17 protein-coding genes, 3 tRNA genes and 1 rRNA gene are annotated in these 17744 nt (G+C 37.3%); all 21 read right to left on the bottom strand.

What is annotated here, in order from left to right:
* A 16S ribosomal RNA gene (locus tag F7888_RS19670) occupies window positions 1-107 on the bottom strand; the annotation flags it as partial.
* A gap of 365 nt (window positions 108-472) precedes the next feature.
* A tRNA-Asn gene (locus F7888_RS19665) sits at window positions 473-547 on the bottom strand.
* 9 nt (window positions 548-556) lie between these two features.
* Window positions 557-630, bottom strand: a tRNA-Gly gene (locus tag F7888_RS19660).
* A gap of 7 nt (window positions 631-637) precedes the next feature.
* Window positions 638-714 (bottom strand) — tRNA-Met (locus F7888_RS19655).
* A gap of 650 nt (window positions 715-1364) precedes the next feature.
* Entirely contained in the window at window positions 1365-2396 is a 1032-nt protein-coding gene (gene galE / locus F7888_RS19650; protein ID WP_191782595.1) for a UDP-glucose 4-epimerase GalE, read from the bottom strand.
* A 208-nt stretch (window positions 2397-2604) separates the two neighbouring features.
* The gene (locus F7888_RS19645; protein WP_191782593.1) at window positions 2605-3039 is read right to left on the bottom strand and encodes a DUF4234 domain-containing protein; all 435 of its coding nucleotides are present in this window, start codon (window positions 3037-3039) and stop codon (window positions 2605-2607) included.
* 3 nt (window positions 3040-3042) lie between these two features.
* The gene (locus F7888_RS19640) at window positions 3043-3702 is read right to left on the bottom strand and encodes a hypothetical protein (RefSeq protein WP_191782591.1); all 660 of its coding nucleotides are present in this window, start codon (window positions 3700-3702) and stop codon (window positions 3043-3045) included.
* Window positions 3695-4051, bottom strand: a complete 357-nt coding sequence (locus F7888_RS19635) for a hypothetical protein (protein WP_191782589.1) — start codon at window positions 4049-4051, stop codon at window positions 3695-3697. Before F7888_RS19635 ends, F7888_RS19640 begins: the two co-directional genes overlap by 8 nt.
* A 25-nt stretch (window positions 4052-4076) precedes the next feature.
* Window positions 4077-4640, bottom strand: a complete 564-nt coding sequence (locus tag F7888_RS19630) for a hypothetical protein (RefSeq protein ID WP_191782587.1) — start codon at window positions 4638-4640, stop codon at window positions 4077-4079.
* A gap of 29 nt (window positions 4641-4669) precedes the next feature.
* On the bottom strand, window positions 4670-6412 hold the full coding sequence (locus F7888_RS19625; RefSeq protein ID WP_191782585.1) for an ICP22 family protein: 1743 nt from the start codon (window positions 6410-6412) through the stop codon (window positions 4670-4672).
* A 29-nt stretch (window positions 6413-6441) separates the two neighbouring features.
* Window positions 6442-7101: a hypothetical protein gene (locus F7888_RS19620; protein ID WP_191782583.1), complete on the bottom strand. Its 660-nt coding sequence runs from the start codon at window positions 7099-7101 to the stop codon at window positions 6442-6444.
* Entirely contained in the window at window positions 7098-7502 is a 405-nt protein-coding gene (locus F7888_RS19615) for a pilus assembly protein (RefSeq protein WP_191782581.1), read from the bottom strand. Before F7888_RS19615 ends, F7888_RS19620 begins: the two co-directional genes overlap by 4 nt.
* 179 nt (window positions 7503-7681) lie before the next feature.
* On the bottom strand, window positions 7682-9079 hold the full coding sequence (locus F7888_RS19610; protein ID WP_191782579.1) for a vWA domain-containing protein: 1398 nt from the start codon (window positions 9077-9079) through the stop codon (window positions 7682-7684).
* A gap of 33 nt (window positions 9080-9112) precedes the next feature.
* Entirely contained in the window at window positions 9113-9325 is a 213-nt protein-coding gene (locus tag F7888_RS19605; protein ID WP_225228915.1) for a hypothetical protein, read from the bottom strand.
* Between the two features lie 50 nt (window positions 9326-9375).
* On the bottom strand, window positions 9376-10308 hold the full coding sequence (locus tag F7888_RS19600; RefSeq protein ID WP_191782575.1) for a type II secretion system F family protein: 933 nt from the start codon (window positions 10306-10308) through the stop codon (window positions 9376-9378).
* Between the two features lie 4 nt (window positions 10309-10312).
* Window positions 10313-11239, bottom strand: a complete 927-nt coding sequence (locus F7888_RS19595) for a type II secretion system F family protein (RefSeq protein WP_191782573.1) — start codon at window positions 11237-11239, stop codon at window positions 10313-10315.
* Window positions 11239-12588 carry a CpaF family protein gene (locus F7888_RS19590; protein ID WP_191782571.1) on the bottom strand — a complete coding sequence of 450 codons (1350 nt, stop codon included), beginning with the start codon at window positions 12586-12588 and terminating at the stop codon, window positions 11239-11241. The genes F7888_RS19595 and F7888_RS19590 overlap by 1 nt, the downstream gene beginning before the upstream one ends.
* A gap of 12 nt (window positions 12589-12600) precedes the next feature.
* A complete protein-coding gene (locus tag F7888_RS19585) occupies window positions 12601-13752 on the bottom strand; it encodes an AAA family ATPase (RefSeq protein ID WP_191782569.1) in 1152 nt (383 codons plus the stop codon).
* Between the two features lie 23 nt (window positions 13753-13775).
* On the bottom strand, window positions 13776-14525 hold the full coding sequence (cpaB, locus tag F7888_RS19580) for a Flp pilus assembly protein CpaB (RefSeq protein ID WP_191782566.1): 750 nt from the start codon (window positions 14523-14525) through the stop codon (window positions 13776-13778).
* Between the two features lie 409 nt (window positions 14526-14934).
* On the bottom strand, window positions 14935-16392 hold the full coding sequence (gene gcvPB, locus F7888_RS19575; RefSeq protein WP_191782564.1) for an aminomethyl-transferring glycine dehydrogenase subunit GcvPB: 1458 nt from the start codon (window positions 16390-16392) through the stop codon (window positions 14935-14937).
* The gene (gene gcvPA / locus F7888_RS19570; protein ID WP_191782562.1) at window positions 16385-17734 is read right to left on the bottom strand and encodes an aminomethyl-transferring glycine dehydrogenase subunit GcvPA; all 1350 of its coding nucleotides are present in this window, start codon (window positions 17732-17734) and stop codon (window positions 16385-16387) included. The genes gcvPB and gcvPA overlap by 8 nt, the downstream gene beginning before the upstream one ends.
* Between the last annotated feature and the right edge of the window lie 10 nt (window positions 17735-17744).

Below are 17744 nucleotides of genomic sequence, written 5' to 3'. Positions count from 1 at the left end.
CGTCCGCCGCTAATCTTAGGGAGCAAGCTCCCAAAGATCCGCTCGACTTGCATGTATTAGGCACGCCGCCAGCGTTCATCCTGAGCCAGGATCAAACTCTCCAAAAAGAGTTATGATTAAGTGTTAGACACTTATATCCATTGATTGCTCAATCATTTGTTGCTTGATAAAACGTTGACGCTTGTTTATTGTGTTCAGTTTTCAAAGAACTTTTTTCAAAAACAGCTTAATCAATTTATCACTTTAAAAAATTAATGTCAAGATGTTTTTTAAAAAGAAATCAGTCACAAATCAACTCAATCATAGTAACACATAACTTCTTCTTCGTCAACTTCCGCGAAGTTTTTGAAGAAATAAAAAGCAACCTCTTAATAAGATCACTCGTTTTCAAACGAACAACAAATATCTTACTATACTTATTTATCTGAGTCAACATAATTAAAATGTAAATAAAATGAAAGAATTCCTAAAATGGCTCCACAGGCAGGACTCGAACCTGCGACCGATCGGTTAACAGCCGATAGCTCTACCACTGAGCTACTGTGGAATAATTAATTGGAGCGGGTGATGAGAATCGAACTCACGACATCAGCTTGGAAGGCTGAGGTTTTACCATTAAACTACACCCGCAAAGAATTGGTTGCGGGGACAGGATTTGAACCTGCGACCTTCGGGTTATGAGCCCGACGAGCTACCAGACTGCTCCACCCCGCGATAATAAAAAGTATTTAGTTAAGTACTTCACCTGAATTTTAAGACTGTCCTGATTTCAGATAGTTTTCTCAAGAAGCAGCTCAATCAGTACAACTCGTTGGTTATTCTTGAAGTAGCGCTCGTTGCTCCACCCCGCGATAATAAAAAATATTGAGTTTTATTGCTCCACCTTAGTTGAAGACTGTCCTGATCTCAGGTTGCTTATTCTAGAAGTTACTCGATCAGTACAACTCGTAGATTATTCTTGAAGTAACGCTCGTTGCTCCACCCCGCGATAATAAAAAGTATTGAGTTTTATTGCTTCACCTTAGTTAAAGACTGTCCTGATCTCAGATAGCTTACTCAAGAAGCAGTTCAATCAGTACAACTCGATGGTTTTCTTGAAGTAGCGCTCGTTGCTCCACCCCGCGATAATAAAAGTTATTAAATTAAATACTCCATCTAAATTCAGCCTATATAAGCCAACAAAATTAAGTATTAACAATCAAGTAAGACTTTATGCATTTTTTACAAAAATGACTTTCAGTAAAGAAATTATAACACGATAACTTCATAGAAGTCAAAAACTTTTTTATACTTATCTCACAAAGAGAAACCATGGAGTACCCTTTAATTGATAACCATGGTATTTGAAGTTTATATCATACATTTTAAATTGAAACAATGTCAACCTTCTTATATCCATTTGGATTTTTTGATTGCCATCTCCACGCATCTCTACACATATCTTCGATTCCCTTAATTGCTTCCCATCCTAATTCTTCTCTTGCCTTCTTGGGGTCCGCAAAACATGTAGCAGAATCGCCTGGCCTCCTATCAAGAATTTGATATTGGATGTTTAGACCTGTTACTTGTTCAAAGGCATGTACTAAATCCAAAACACTGATGCCTGTTCCAGTTCCCAAGTTATAGGCTCCAATCCCCTTACCACTTAATACTTTTTCCAGTGCTTTAATATGCCCCGTTGCAAGGTCAACAACATGAATATAATCTCTCACACCTGTCCCATCATGTGTTGGATAGTCCTTTCCATAGATATTTAACCTCGGATGCTTACCTGCAGCAACCTGTGTTATATATGGCATCAAATTATTCGGTTTTCCCTTTGGATCTTCACCTATCTCACCACTTATATGCGCTCCAATTGGGTTGAAATATCGTAGGATGACTATACCCCAACTTCTATCAGATAAATAAACGTCATTTAGTAATTGTTCAATGATTAATTTTGTACTTCCATATGGATTCGTTGCTCCAAGCGGAGAATCTTCGATTATTGGTACACTTGCGTTGGCTCCATAGACAGTTGCAGATGAACTAAATACTATTTTCTTCACTTTGTGTCTTGCCATCATTTCTAATAGCACTAAAGTACCAGTAATGTTATTTTGATAATAATCAATTGGAATTGACACTGATTCACCAACTGCTTTTAAACCAGCAAAATGTAGAACAGCCTCAACATGATTTTCCTCAAAAACCATCTCAACCTTTTCCCTCTCAAGTAAGTCTACATCATATATTTTGAAACTCTTGTTAGTAATTTGTCGTACTCTCTGTAATGACTCTGGATTACTATTTGAGAAATTATCTAGGACAATGATGTCATAGCCTGCATTTAATAGTTCTACACAGGTATGGCTACCGATATACCCTGCACCACCTGTAACTAATATACTCATAAGCTTCCTCACCTCTCACACTTTCTCAATAACGAACAATTAAGCCGCATTAAGTATGTAATACTATTATTTTAATCAAAAAACATATTCTTAATAACGAACATTTCGTTCTCTTTAATAATACCTCCATCATCCCTTAAAATCAATCAAAGTTTAACGCTATTACAACAAAGAAAGATTAGCTCTAATTAGAACTAACCCTTCTTTTCTATTCATTAACAACTCGATATGAACTTGCTACATCATTCCAGTCCAGACGATTAATCTTGAATTGAAGGTACCATATATGAAATAGGACCAATAACACTGGATTAAACATCTCCTCCTGAAATTCATTTTCAATTGCTTCCTTAGCTCTAAAAGCGGAAAAATACAATAACCCTAATCCAATAAAAGTGAACACAGTTTCTAAACTGTCAAAGATCGCGATTCCATACTCTGATAGAAACAATGACTGAAAGAAACTATAGAAAAATGTCGTACTATTAATCACTAATAAGCAAATGATCAAAAAGTAGCTCAACTTTTGATCACTGAATCCCTCAAAACCTTTTCTTCTAGTTAGAAACCAATATGGGATGTAGATTCCCATTGTAATAATCGTAAGTAAAACCATTAATGCTATGTTTGTTTTCTTAAACATTTATCATTCACCTAACTTCTCTTCAAGGTTCTCATATTTTTCAGTGAGGTAGAAATATATAAAAGGAAATAGAAATATATTAATGATAATTTTTACAATCGTTGACGTGAGTAGATTAATTTCAAACATAGCTACTGCATTCATAAACACAGCCCAAATAAGAATATTAACAGAGGCCCACAACAAAATATCACCATAGATTGATGCAATGTGACGAATATAAAATTTCCACGCTCTCGAAACGAGTTTCTTCATATTATATAATGATTCCTTATAAAACGGCAGAAAAAACACAAATGTGATAACAATTGCCCCAGGAATAATGAACAACATTGTCCCTACATAAGATAAGGTAAATAAGATGAATGCAGAAAAGAAGATAAAACCAAATGAAGACACAAATGATTTGAGCATCTCCTTAAATTCTAATTCCTCATTATTTTTCAAATGCTGATATAGATACATAAATGGTTTCTGCGTAACAATAAACATGAGAATAAATATGTAGAGATTTAAAATATATTCAATACTATCTAAATCTAACTGATAGAAATAATAAATCCACCCATAAAAAAACATCTGTACTGGTAATAAGATTAAAAAGACAAACCCCAAAATCTTCAGAATTCCTTGATTGTAATAATACATGATATCTCTAAACATGTTCTGACCTTCTTCTCAAATATAGTTGCAATTGTGCACCTACTAGTGAAACCAATGTACCGGTTAATAACGCTGAAAAAACAATGTCTGCATTAATAAACACATTGATATCAAGTAGAACTATGGAAAAGATAAAATTAATCAGAATTAACACAATAGCACTCATATAGGCTGCAAAATACGGATAGGTGTTATTAGTCTTCGCTGCAATTATTCCATTGCAGAAATAAGTAATTAGGAGAACTACCATAGAAACAAGCAATACATCCCCAAGGAGTAAAATTCCTACAAAACTAGTTACGATTAAAATTAAAATTGAAATTCCTAAAGTCTTCAGGAAAGAATACATAGTTCAACATCCTTATCATTTCATTTTATCCTCTAAATTTATAAGTGGTACTTGTAGCAAATATCGAAAACAAATAGGATAACAATAGAAAGAGTATTGAATAAAAATTTGCTGCTGTTTGCTGACCAAAGGCTAATTCAAAGTACCGAGGTGCTGTAAAATGCCCGCCCCCGATAAAAATGATAAGCGCAAACAATCCCCAAAATATAAAAGTGTACTTCCTATTTTGAGCACCCTCGGGTAATACCATTTGATAAAACACTTTATTATACTTAAGTACGATGAAGTTAATAGTAATGAAGAGTACGATAAGTAATCCAATTATAATAAACCGATCATGAAATTGTTTAATCGCTGGCACAGCAAAAGATATCGCAAACAGCAGTAATGCAAAGTAGCCCGCATACCCTTTGAGCTTTCGATTATTCACCTTCCCCGTCATATCTAGAAAAAGAGTGAATAACAAGTATGGTACAAATAACGCTAGATATGCCCAAAAAGCGTGTATCGAAAAGTAAGGATAAGGGAGAAAAAAGAGTGCTCCAACGATTAGCATACCTATTCCAAGTACTGATACTTTGTTTGTCATGATTTCTTCTCTCCCTTAATCAAAAAATATTATGATCCAAATAAACTAGTAAACTTTTTCTTCGCCGATGAGAATTTTGAAGCAACCCCATCGTAGAGTTTTTTCACCCCTGATTCAACTGCCCCCTTAATCTTCTGTCCAGTTTCTGATGCAAGGAATAATCCGACACCTACACCAACCACTGCTCCTACTACCGTCCCGATACCTGGAACAACAGAGCCAATCGCTGCTGCAGTACCTGCTGTTGCCATCCAACCAGCGCCAGCACTAATCGCAGTAGTTGCTAACCCTGCCATTACATCCGTGGTAATACCAGCTGCAAAATTTGTACTAGCGAATGATTTCTTAGAATCAGTAGCATATTCTATGATTCTTTCTCCTGTTGATAAGAGTACATTAACTATACCACTACCTTTTGCCATATTACTTGGTTTCCAAAATGTTTTATTGGCAAAATTCCAATTCTCGTTAAACGATTTCCCCACAGCACTTGCAATTGTTTTCGGTCCAAAATTCTCAGTTAAAAATGGCATGAGCCTCTTTTGTTTCACTACGTCTCCAGATCGGAGATCTTTAAAAATCGAATTTTGTCGGACTGTATTTCCAGCTGAATCAACAACTGTTTCCGTTATTTGTCTGCCTTTTAAGATTAGTTTATTTTGTTTAAAGCCTTCTAAATAGTTTTGGTATCTGCTGTTTAACCATTTAGCAATTGGGTTTGTTGAATTGGTGAATTTCTTATCTCCCATAATCTGCATTAAATTCTTGTTCCCAGTTGCTGTTTTTAAATCTTTAATTTGAAATCCCGCAATCATAGATAGGGTTCCATCCAAAAAATCACCAGCGGTTTTTGGATAGGTAATTAACCACTTTTTTGCATTACTACCGAAATTTAATATTGTATTTGCAAGACCGCCTTCAGTAGCTTCTCCACCTTGACCATTGCCTCCAGTAGGAGTCTGGCCTCCATTTGGGCCATTTCCACCTTCTGCTGCCTGCCCCCCGTTTGGTCCTTCTCCACCTTCTGCTGCTTGACCTCCGTTTGGTCCTTCTCCACCTTCAACTGCTTGACCCCCGTTTGGTCCTTCTCCGCCTTCAGCTGCTTGACCTCCGTTTGGTCCTTCTCCACCTTCAACTGCTTGACCTCCGTTTGGTCCTTCTCCACCTTCAGCTGCTTGACCTCCGTTTGGTCCTTCTCCACCTTCAACTGCTTGACCTCCGTTTGGTCCTTCTCCACCTTCTACCGCTTGACCTCCATTTGGTCCTTCTCCACCTTCAACTGCTTGACCTCCGTTTGGTCCTTCTCCACCTTCTACCGCTTGACCGCCACTTGGACCATCTCCACCTTCTACCGCTTGACCGCCACTTGGACCATCTCCACCGTTTGCCGCATCCCCAGCTTGAACTGGAGTACCAGCTTCAATCGCATTACCTGGTTGCAAATTAATTTCTGCATACCGTATACTCGGTATGGCTGGAGGGGCATTCGGAATAATAAAGGATCCTGTCAGTGTTGGTACAGACGGAAAGATTAATTGTCCGGATGCACCGAACTCACCTGCTTCTAGTGGTGTACCAGGATCGTAGACTGCTCCAGGAATGATGAACTTGCCACCGCTAATTGGATCTCCCGGAGTCAACACCTTCCCTGGAACCATAGGCATTCCTGGCTTTATAAAGCTAGCAAATCCAACTAATGGGAACAAATGCATAAAAAGCATAAACGATAGCATCAGCATCACTGCGAACTTTTTACGATTTCTCTTTCTCAAATCATTCACCTCTCTATCAAAACAAGCATTTAATAAATGTCTTTAAGAAAATCTAAACTCGGCCCATATCCTCTTTGAGGTATGTCTTTTACAAAACTATTGATGATTTTATGATCAGCAATAGATTCAAAGGTGACGGTTGATTTGATTTCAAGTCTCCATTTACTGGTAGAGAACTCGATTTCAGTATCACTTATATTTCCACCATTACTGGAAATCATATCCTGCACAGTTGGTCTTACCTTTGTTTGTAAAGCCCAGATCGAACTCCCTAATCGACTCTTGAATTTTTGCTTTATAATATATTCAAATACAGCATTATCGTTCATTTTAGCTGGGATGATTTGATTGACTGACTTAATATAAGCTGTTGAAGGATCTAGATTCTGGTTATAAATATATGAATCTTGCTTATCCTTAATTTGTTTGGATAGTTTTTCTTCTCCAGTTAGAAGTCTTTCCGCAATAATGAGTGGATCATTATCAATCGAATCAATTGCTTGCTCAGTTAATTTTAATAATTCGGCTGTACCAGCAATGGCTGCCTGTTCAACAGAAAGATTTGCATGTTCTTTTACTACATACACTTTAACCAAATTAATGACAAGTACAAAAATAAGTCCAACGATGCCAATTAGCCAAATCATATAAAATGTAGCATTACCTTGTTCATTTCTTATATAGTTCATGGCGTTGTAAGCAACCTTCCATGTGCTTCTTGCTTAAATTCAATGGACGCACGGTTCTTCCACTTATCTGGAACAAATGTGAAGATATGATCACTATAGAGCTCTATTCTGAATTTACCATTGCTCGCAGTTGAAGGAATTTCAATCCTTTTATATTTGACGACTGAGCTATTACCAATTGAGTTCTTCGCAGCTTCAGAAGCTTCATAGTAACTTCCCGTTGAGGCATATACTTTCGCTGCATCATTCACGGCTGTTTTAGCAGAAAACACAGCATATCCTGTACCTACTACCTGCCAAAGTAATAAGAAGAACAAAAAGAAAAAAGGCAAAATCCCGAGAAATTCAATACTTACTGCGCCCTTTTCGTTGTTAAAACGACCTACCGCTCGTAATTCCATCAACTTTCCTCCAATCGACTTCCCAATGAATTGAAGGCAGTAACCTGACATTCCATACCAAAAGTAAAAAAGAGAGACTTCATGGCCAAAGAATGTGACAATAAAATAGGCGTTTCACATAATGCTATGTCGCTATATTTTTGTAGACACAATCGTTAAAGCCATAAAATCTCTCAATACTAATCTAGGGTATTACTCTGATACTTCTCGTCTAAAGCTTTCTTTGCCTCACTATAGCTTTTTTCATTTAGATTTTGTAACTCAACTTTAAATTTCTCAATTTCTTCAGTAATCCATGCGTGATACGTTCGATTACGATCCAGTAAATAGTTTAATGCGTCACCGTCCATGACGTCATTTCGTTTTAATGTGTATAATATATTTTCGATTTCAAGTTTTTCAAAGGTGGCGTTGTATGACTCTCCTCCAATATAGACGAAAATATCAAGATTGTTGTTTACCTTTTTATACTCTAGCTGCTGTTCACTTTGTTTTTTCCAACTCTCCCAAGCTTCAGCAAGCTCATTAATTTTGTTTAACTCATTCTTTAATTCACTCTCATCATTAACTTTCTGATAGATCCCATCAGTTGCTTCTGCAATTTTTATCAGCTGATTTTGCCCTTCACTATCAACATCAAAACCTATTACATTAATAATTGGCGAAATATTTGAGTCGTATAGTTCTTTAGCTGCCTTTACTGGATCATCATCACAGGTCGATACCCCATCACTTACTAGATAAATAATATTTGTGTTTGAGGCACCATCAAATTTTTCAAGGTCTTTTTTCGCTTCATTTATAGCTAACTCAATCGGAGTCCAACCTGCAGGCTTTACTTTATTGAGTGCATCTTGAAAGTTTGCTTGATTATAAGAAGTCATCGGGTAAACAAGCTCGCTACTCTTACAAGAAAGAGCTTTATCTGCATTATTCCCTGTCCCCTTATGACCATAGATCCTCAAACTAACTTTTGCATCCTCAGGAAGTTGATCGACAAACGAAATGATTGAATCCTTAGCAGCATCCATTTTCACTTTCCCGCCTGCCTGTGCAGCCATACTTCCTGAAGCATCTAAGATGATTTCTACATTTAAATTTTCCTTGAATTGATAACGACTATCCTCGATATCTGGGCTACCCATTAAATCAAATCGTAGTCGTTTCATTAATTCCTCAGGACCTTTGAACTCCTTTTGAACCATTCGCAATAATTCTCGATAGTACAAATCCATTTGCTGTTCAGATGGAGTATTGCTAATATCCGGTAAATCCTTAAACGTTTCTACTGTTAATTCATCATTATTCACTGCTGCAAAATCTACATGCTCTCCAATCGGTTGACTGGCTAGCTCTTCATATGTAGAAGGGAGAGGCTCCACTTCCACTACTTCAGGCTCTTCTACTGGCTCAGTTTCTTCTGGTTCTTCCTTTGCTGGATCCACTTCCTCAACTTCCACTTGTGTTGTCTCTTCAGGTGTTGGTTCTTTCGGATCTTCAGTTCCAGCCTGTTTACATCCAACCATCACTACAAGTAATAATAACAATACAAATGGATATTTAAGTAATAACTTCATCTTTTACACCGCCTAAAATTTAGAGAAATTAAATTAACCTACCATTTGAGTAATCTTTTGAATAATATTATTGATAATAGTACCAATTCCTGTACTATTTTCATTAACAGCTTGAGAAACAATCCCTAATACTAATATTAATAATGCAGCTAAGCCTAGCCATTCTAACGATTGTGCTCCTCTTTCATTTCTTACAGGAACCATTACTTTAGTCCAAGCCTTTATCATCATGTTTTTCATTCTCATCTTCTCCTCTTTTATCATTTTGTAGACTTCTATATAAATATTTATATAACCTATTTAAATAAATCCATGATTCCACTGTTGCCAGTAAACATATTGATGATCATTAAACCACCAATCATAATTAATGCTGAGGGCATTACAATAAATGTCGTGATCAAGGTTACTTTAGGAGACGCTTTGGCCGCTAGCTCCTTCACCTTCTCTTTTTTGATTTTTCGCATCTCATCTGATTGCTGTTTAAATGTTTTCGAAATAGGGACACCAAGACGTTCTCCCTGTATGAGCGACTTAATCAGCATTTGGAATTCACGACTCTCATTCCGATTTAATAAAGTACGATATGATTCATGACGTGGAACTCCTACATCAGTCTCTTGAATAAATCTACCAAACTCATCTTTAATGGGACCATCAAAATATGGAACAATGTCCCTTAACGCTTGATCTAAGCCTACGCCCGCTTGCAATGTGACACTCATCGTATCTAAAAAATCTGGTAATTGATAGGAGAGTTCATCCTGACGTTGCTTCGCCTTCTTTTTCAACCAAAGAATAGCTAAAAAATAACCACAAATCGGAAAAAGTATGACTGCAATTTGGGAATAAGGTAATTGTAAGATGAGTGAAAACCCTCCAATAAATAACCCAATTACTAATAAGAACATTTTCAATCCTTGAAACCTCTCAACCGTTAATTGGTACGGATGCCCTGCTTGCATTAACCATTTTTTCACCTCATCATTTTCACTAAAAAAATTGATTCTTTGACCTAATGAAGCAAAGTCGTCAGCATAACGAAAGGTTCTAATTAACAATTTCTCAGCTCTTGTAATCTTTTTCTCGAATGCATTATAGATATATACCTGTTCTTTAATTTCCTCGTTTAATTCTTCTTTCTTTAGAAGAAACTGATAGAAACTTCTTAGAGCAAAAGCAAGAAAAAGTAAGGTTAAAACAACAATAATTACAATTAATCCATCCATATCTCTACACCCTTATATTGGTTACCTTTCTTACAAGAATAAATGTTAAGACGGTACCACCAACGAACAGTAATAAAAGTATGATGCCAATTCCTGAAAACAACGGATCCAAAAACCCGTCAATAATATTGTTCATCATCAACACAAGAAAAATTGGGATCACTGGCACAATATATGATGTATATCGTTGTTCAGCCGTCATCGTCTTGATTTCTTGCTGGATGATTTTTCGTTCCTCTAACGTTTGACCCATTTCTTCTAAGACAGAGAATAAATTTCCTCCTGCCTTCTTTTGAATCAAAAGAGTAGCGACAAACAGTTTAAATTCACGATTTTCAATCCGTTTTTCCATTGAATGTAAGGCAGTATTAAATTCAATTCCTAATGCTAGCTCACTAGCTAATCGTTTAAATTCACTTCTTGCGGGTTCACTTACCTCTTGAGCTACTAAATTCACACCTTGCGTTAATGTCATTCCTGACCTTGTTGCATTGGCTAGCGTCCGACACACCTCAGGCAGCTGTTCTACAATCCGCTGCTTCATTTTGTTTTTTCGAACGAAGAAAAGGAGTCTTCTACCAATCTCAACAATCAAAATCGCAACGATTAGATTCAAAGGAAATTTGATATTAAAAAAGTTTTGAAGCATGATCATAATGCCTGCATAAGAAACAACTATAGCCCCGATGTATTCTGATGGTGTAAATGGAATATTAGCTGCCCGAAGTTTCTCAGCAATTGGAGCTGCTGTTTCGGTTTGGTCAAAGCGATCACCAAGTAAAACAATCATGCTCTTACGCTTTTTGCCATCATGATAATAATGATGGACCTTTTTTTTCCATTCTTTCTTCTCTTTCCGGAAATCAAGTAAGTAATAGAATCCTATAATGAACATAAGCGCTGAGGCTGTCGTGACATAAAAAGCTGCCATTACCTGACCTCCTCATAAATAGGAACAAATGCACCCTCTGGAATAGAAACCCCGAATACACGTAATCGCTCTAGGCACTTAGGTACATAACCGGTTGGTGTGAAATACCCTTCAATTGAACCATCTTCTTTGATTCCAGTCCGTTTAAAGTGAAAGATTTCCTCCACTCGATGAGAGCCATCGTCTTCTATTACTACTTCGGAAATACTGACTATCTTTCTTGTACCATCTGTTAAACGAGTGGCTTGAATAATAATATCTAACGCACCCACGATATATTCCCTTATGATGTTACTTGGAAGCTCCATCCCTGCCATGACAACCATTGCCTCTACACGCCGCAATGCATCATCGGGAGAATTGGCATGGACAGTTGTAATTGAACCTTCATGACCTGTATTCATTGCCTGGAGCATATCAAAAGCTTCCCCACTTCGAACCTCCCCAACGATAATTCTGTCTGGTCTCATCCGAAGGGCGTTACGAACTAATTGGCGAATACTAACTTCCCCACGACCTTCCACATTTGAAGGTCGTGCTTCGAGACCAACTACGTTTGGTCTGTCTAATCGCAATTCCGCCGAATCCTCAATGGTAATCACTCGTTCTCCAACTGGAATAGAAGTAGCAAGTACATTCAATACTGTCGTTTTCCCACTCCCAGTTCCTCCAGAGATTAATGTATTCATTTTCGACCTCACAACACCATCTAGAAACTGGGCCATTGCTGGATTTAGAGAATTGAAGTTTAATAAATCGTTCATTTTAAAAGGTTCTTTTCTAAATTTACGGATTGATACTAAGGTCCCACTTAAGCTAATAGGGGCAATAACTGCATTTACACGGCTTCCGTCTGGTAATCTCGCATCAACCATCGGTGAGCTCTCATCAATTCTTCTTCCAAGAGGGGCAACAATTCGATCAATAATATGACGAACATGTTCATCATCTCGAAACCTAATCTCAGATTGTTCCAGCTTCCCTAAACGTTCAACATATACCTCATTTGAACCATTTATTAGGATTTCTGTAATCGAAGGATCGTTAATCAAAGGCTCTAACGGACCAAACCCAACTGATTCATCAAGAATTCTTGTGATCAGAATTTCCTTGTCATGTCTTGAGATAATGACTTTCTCTTCAGACATAAATTGACTGACAAACTGTTCGATTCTTAATCGCATCTCACCTTGAGAGAGCTGAGTAAGGGCTTCTAGATTGGTATCTCGAAGCAATCGCGCTTTATAGTGCTCAACAAGATCATCCACAAAGCGGTTCTCATATTGATAGGACTGTATACCCTGCGTCTGGACGTTTTTATCCTTCCTTTTATTAAATAATGACGCCATTTCCAACTCCCCCTACTTCAAAACAGACAATGACCATTTTCGAATATCCTTTGCAAATGGAATTAATCGTTTTTCTTTTTTTGCACTTCGAATTGGTACACCTTTATTAATAAAAGGCTGTGTTCCTTTTTGATCAAGTCGGATCGAAGCTTCTATCGGAAAACGAAGTGTATTAGATAAATCTTTTTCTTGAATTTCATTTTCCTTACTAACTTTATTTAAGATCACCGATGTCCTAGACTTCAGGTCTATTCCTAGTCGCAAAGATAATTCTTCAAACTGCTTTAACAGTCTTAAAGATGGTGTATTTGGATTTAGGACATAATAGATATGATCGGATTCCTCTAGAACAGTTACAACATTACGATTTAAATAATGCGGCAAGTCTACAATGACAAAGTCAAAGCTTCTGCGGCAGGTTCTTAATAGTTTTGCCACAAATTCCTCTGTTATGGTTTCAGCCACCTCTGCATCGCATGGACTGATTAACACTTCAAGCTTTGATGATTCCACTCTCTGCGAAACATTTCGAATATGACTTTCATTTAACTCATTAATGACTGGAGTTAAATCAGCAATCGAACGATTTGACTCAATTGAAAGTAATGTCTCAATTCCACCAAACTGTAAATTCAAATCAATCAAAATCACTTCTGCAGTTGATTCAAGCTTAATCGTTTGAGCGAGTGAGGTAGAAAGTAATGATTTTCCTGTTCCTCCATTCCCACTAAATAATGAAAGAATTTGTCCTCCACCACCTGCAAATACAGATACTGAATCTTCTCGTTTTAGCTTTTGAATCTCATAGTTTTGATAAATCGTTGGAAAACGACTTATAAATAATCCATGTTCATCTGGATAAACAAAGAAGTCAGATGCCCCAGCTTTAGTAATATTACGCAAGAGCATGAAATCTGACCCCTTCGCAATAAAGATTACCAAGGTTGATGGACTAGAACTTTTAATATATTGAATCGTTTCACTAGCCGTATCTGTAGCTGGCTGGACAAAAATCACAATATCCTGCGCGTTACGATTAATTTCTCTGGCTACTTCACCTGGATTAATTAACTGAATTGGATAATTTCCTGACAAGCTATTTAGGATTTGATGATGGATTACTTCATCATCACTTACGAGTAATACATTTAATTTTTCATCCATTTTTGATCCCTCTTACATATAAATTACTCATCAGATGCTTCTTCTTCACTTTCTTCCTCCGATGGAGTTTCATTTGATTCTGATGGCTGTTCTTCCTCTGATTCTGACGGTTCTTCTTCCACTTCTTGTTCAGGAATTTGAATCTCATCCCCTGTTTTTCCAACATTTGCTTTCAAAACCCTAATTTGATCTGCATAGTTTTGCATATGTATCAATTTCTCAGCATCCTCAATGCTTACCTCTAGTGCAACTCCGGAAAAGTTTTCGTTCGTCCCTTGAGCGAAGGCAACTGGCACATCCCTCATAAAGATTTCTGTCTTATACCTTAATGAACTTTCTTCATCTTCAATTGATACAATAATATCGACCCTGTCTAGTGCTTCTATCACTTGATCGAATTGAACCTTTTCTGAAGGGTACATAGCTACTAATCTGTTATTCTCATTCCTTAGATTAGAGTATGGTTTAATCATATTCTTAGTAATGATTTCTTCATCTGCTAACGGGACAACAACCACTTGATTGAGAAGTTCTTCCTTATCTAGGACATGAGCACTGTTAACAAACTTATTAGGGATTTCCATCGTCGTTATTTGACTTTCCTGAATCAGTGTTCTGGCTGGAATATCTGCGTTAGCTATGTAGATTCTAGTCATTCCACCTAATTCAGCATTTAAATCCTTCACTTTTTGTAGCACTAAATATCCCGCAGCCGCAGCTAAAACAAATGCGATCAACAAGAATATCGCGGCTCTCCTCTTAGATTCCAACATCTTTGCATCTTCTCTCCTATACTCATTTTTTTGTTATTGATTAGGAATATTCTGCTATTCATTACACAGGTATTTTCTAAAATGGTGAAAAAGTATGATAATCTCTTTATCTATTACTATCACCTGTTCACATTTTAGTCAAATTTACCAATTGTGTGTAAATACGTAACAAATTAGGAGATTTTTACTAAAAAAATCTCTAAATCAAGATTTTTTTTAGTCATATAGGACTCATTTTGATGAGGTACAATATATATACATTTGATTTTGTCAATCATATATATGGGTATTTTTTGTAAAAAATCACTAAACTCAACATTTCATCTAGGTCTTTCGTAACTTTTTAAAAAAGATCCAAAAAAAAAAGAGATTTCATCCATTTGGACAAACTCTCTTAATTAGAACTGATTTATCTTTGATAACGTAGGACAGGCTTCCTAGCTGCCAATGTTTCATCTAGACGTTTTATCACCGTTGTATGTGGTGCTTCTTGAACGATTTCTGGATTTTCCTCTGTTTCACGTGCAATTTGAATCATTGCATCAATAAATGAATCTAACGTTTCCTTTGATTCTGTTTCTGTCGGCTCAATCATAATACATTCCTCAACATTCAGCGGGAAGTAAATGGTTGGTGGATGGTAACCAAAGTCTAATAAACGTTTGGCAATATCCAATGTACGAACACCTAACTTCTTCTGACGACGCCCAGATAATACAAACTCATGCTTACAATGACGGTCAAATGGTAGGTCAAAATACTCCGATAACCTGCGCATCATATAGTTCGCATTTAACACGGCATACTCAGTTACAGCCTTTAATCCGTCTGGGCCCATTGAACGAATGTACGTATAAGCACGTACATTAATTCCGAAGTTACCATAGTAAGGCTTCACTCGGCCAATTGATTGTGGTCGATCATATTCGAATTTGTAGCCTTCTTCACCCTTTACAAGAACTGGCTTTGGTAAGAATGGAATAAGATCAGCTTTCACACCAACTGGGCCCGATCCCGGACCTCCCCCTCCATGTGGACCAGTAAATGTTTTATGAAGATTTAAGTGGACCACATCAAAGCCCATATCTCCTGGTCGCGCCTTACTTAAAACAGCATTTAAGTTTGCACCATCATAATAAAGCTTTCCACCAGCCTCATGTATAATGCTAGCCATTTCTAATATATTCTCCTCAAATAGGCCAAGTGTATTAGGGTTTGTTAGCATTAGGGCAGCTGTATCAGGTCCAACTACTCGACGTAAATCCTCTAAATCTACTAATCCGTTCTCGTCTGATTTAACAGTGATCGTTTCAAAGCCTGCAACAGTTGCTGATGCTGGATTTGTCCCATGTGCTGAATCTGGAACAATGACCTTTGTACGTGCCGTATCATTATTAGCTTCATGATAAGCACGAATCATCATTAAGCCGGTCCATTCCCCATGAGCCCCAGCAGCTGGCTGTAATGTCACTTCATCCATACCCGTAATTTCCTTTAAATGCTCTTGAAGGTCATACATTAATTCAAGTGCACCTTGAACCGTTGATGCATCTTGCATTGGATGAATATGTGCAAATCCATTGAATCGTGCAACATTTTCATTAATCTTTGGATTGTATTTCATCGTACAAGACCCAAGTGGATAAAATCCTGAATCTACTCCATGGTTACGACGAGATAGTGCTGTATAATGGCGCATAATATCCAACTCAGAAACCTCTGGAAGCTCTGGCTCCTCTGTACGGAGGTAGTCTGTTGGAATGATATCTTCAAGATTACATTCAGGAACATCTAAATCTGGCAAACTATAACCAACACGTCCTGGCTTAGATACTTCAAAAATTAGTGATTGATCTTGATTACTCATGACATACGCCCTCCATTTCTCCCACAAGTGTATCGATTTCATCCTTTGTTCGTAGCTCAGTTACTGCAACTAGCATTTGATTAGCAAACTCTGAGTAGTCACGACCTAAGTCATAACCGCCAATGATGCCTTTTTTAATTAATTGTTGATTGATGTCCTTAACTGGTTTGTTTACTTTCACGATAAATTCGTTAAAGAATGCATTTGAATAGAGAACCTCAAAACCATGTGCTTCAAATTGTTGTTTCGCATAATGTGCTTTTTGGATATTCTGAGTGGCCATTTCTTTGACACCCTTTTTCCCTAGAGCCGTCATCGCAACTGAAGCTGCTAATGCATTTAACGCTTGGTTTGAGCAAATATTAGAGGTTGCTTTGTCACGTCGAATATGTTGTTCACGTGCTTGTAATGTTAATACAAAACCACGTTTTCCGTCCTCGTCCACTGTCTGTCCTACTAAACGTCCAGGTACTTTTCTCATTAATTTAGTCGTAACTGCAAAATAGCCACAGTGTGGTCCACCAAATGCTGTTGGAATTCCAAATGGCTGAGCGTCTCCAGCAACAATATCTGCGCCTAATGCTCCAGGTGGTGTTAATGCACCAAGTGCAAGAGGATTACTTGATACAACAAACATACTTTTCCCAGTATGAGCAATCTTTTCTATTTCCTTTAATGGTTCAATTTGTCCCAAGAAATTCGGGTATTGAACAATCACACATGCCACTGATTCATCCATAGCTGCTTCAAGCGCTTCAAGATCAGTTACACCATTTTTCACAGGCACTTCAACAACCTCAATATATTGTCCTGCTGCATATGTCTTTAGTACGTCACGAGATTCTGGATGCACTGCACTTGAGACAAGAACTTTTTTCAATTTTGTTTGACCTGCAGCTAGCATTGCAGCTTCTGCTAATGCAGTTCCTCCATCATACATAGAGGAGTTTGCCACATCCATCCCTGTCAATTCACAAATCATTGATTGAAATTCAAAAATTGCCTGAAGTTCACCTTGAGAAATTTCCGGCTGGTATGGCGTATATGCTGTGTAAAATTCCGAACGTGAAATCACATGATCCACAATGACTGGCATGTAATGATCATATACACCCGCACCTAAGAATGAAGCATTAGATCTTAGGTCAGCATTTTTAGCAGCAAGCTGAGCAAGCTCTTTCATTAATTGTGCTTCGTTTTTAGCTGGCTTAATGTTATATTCACCTTGGAAGCGAACACTTTCTGGAATATCACTAAAAAGCTCATCAACAGAGTCTACACCAATTGCTTGAAGCATTTCTTTTTTATCTTGTTCTGTCATTGGTAAATAACGATGTTTCATACATGTACCC

This window comes from Litchfieldia stipae, assembly GCF_014837155.1.
Lineage (GTDB): Bacteria > Bacillota > Bacilli > Bacillales > Bacillaceae_L > Litchfieldia.
Note: the sequence above shows the minus strand (reverse complement) of the source record. Positions and strands in the feature narration are given on the sequence as shown.

Coding starts and splice junctions, on each gene's coding strand:
- F7888_RS19645 (WP_191782593.1), bottom strand. CDS start 3,039: ATGTTTAAGAAAACAAACATAGCATTAATGGTTTTACTTACGATTATT.
- F7888_RS19640 (WP_191782591.1), bottom strand. CDS start 3,702: ATGTTTAGAGATATCATGTATTATTACAATCAAGGAATTCTGAAGATT.
- F7888_RS19605 (WP_225228915.1), bottom strand. CDS start 9,325: ATGAGAATGAAAAACATGATGATAAAGGCTTGGACTAAAGTAATGGTT.
- gcvPB (WP_191782564.1), bottom strand. CDS start 16,392: ATGAGTAATCAAGATCAATCACTAATTTTTGAAGTATCTAAGCCAGGA.
- F7888_RS19620 (WP_191782583.1), bottom strand. CDS start 7,101: ATGAACTATATAAGAAATGAACAAGGTAATGCTACATTTTATATGATT.
- F7888_RS19615 (WP_191782581.1), bottom strand. CDS start 7,502: ATGGAATTACGAGCGGTAGGTCGTTTTAACAACGAAAAGGGCGCAGTA.
- galE (WP_191782595.1), bottom strand. CDS start 2,396: ATGAGTATATTAGTTACAGGTGGTGCAGGGTATATCGGTAGCCATACC.
- F7888_RS19590 (WP_191782571.1), bottom strand. CDS start 12,588: ATGGCGTCATTATTTAATAAAAGGAAGGATAAAAACGTCCAGACGCAG.
- F7888_RS19610 (WP_191782579.1), bottom strand. CDS start 9,079: ATGAAGTTATTACTTAAATATCCATTTGTATTGTTATTATTACTTGTA.
- F7888_RS19585 (WP_191782569.1), bottom strand. CDS start 13,752: ATGGATGAAAAATTAAATGTATTACTCGTAAGTGATGATGAAGTAATC.
- cpaB (WP_191782566.1), bottom strand. CDS start 14,525: ATGTTGGAATCTAAGAGGAGAGCCGCGATATTCTTGTTGATCGCATTT.
- F7888_RS19595 (WP_191782573.1), bottom strand. CDS start 11,239: ATGGCAGCTTTTTATGTCACGACAGCCTCAGCGCTTATGTTCATTATA.
- gcvPA (WP_191782562.1), bottom strand. CDS start 17,734: ATGAAACATCGTTATTTACCAATGACAGAACAAGATAAAAAAGAAATG.
- F7888_RS19635 (WP_191782589.1), bottom strand. CDS start 4,051: ATGTATTCTTTCCTGAAGACTTTAGGAATTTCAATTTTAATTTTAATC.
- F7888_RS19630 (WP_191782587.1), bottom strand. CDS start 4,640: ATGACAAACAAAGTATCAGTACTTGGAATAGGTATGCTAATCGTTGGA.
- F7888_RS19600 (WP_191782575.1), bottom strand. CDS start 10,308: ATGGATGGATTAATTGTAATTATTGTTGTTTTAACCTTACTTTTTCTT.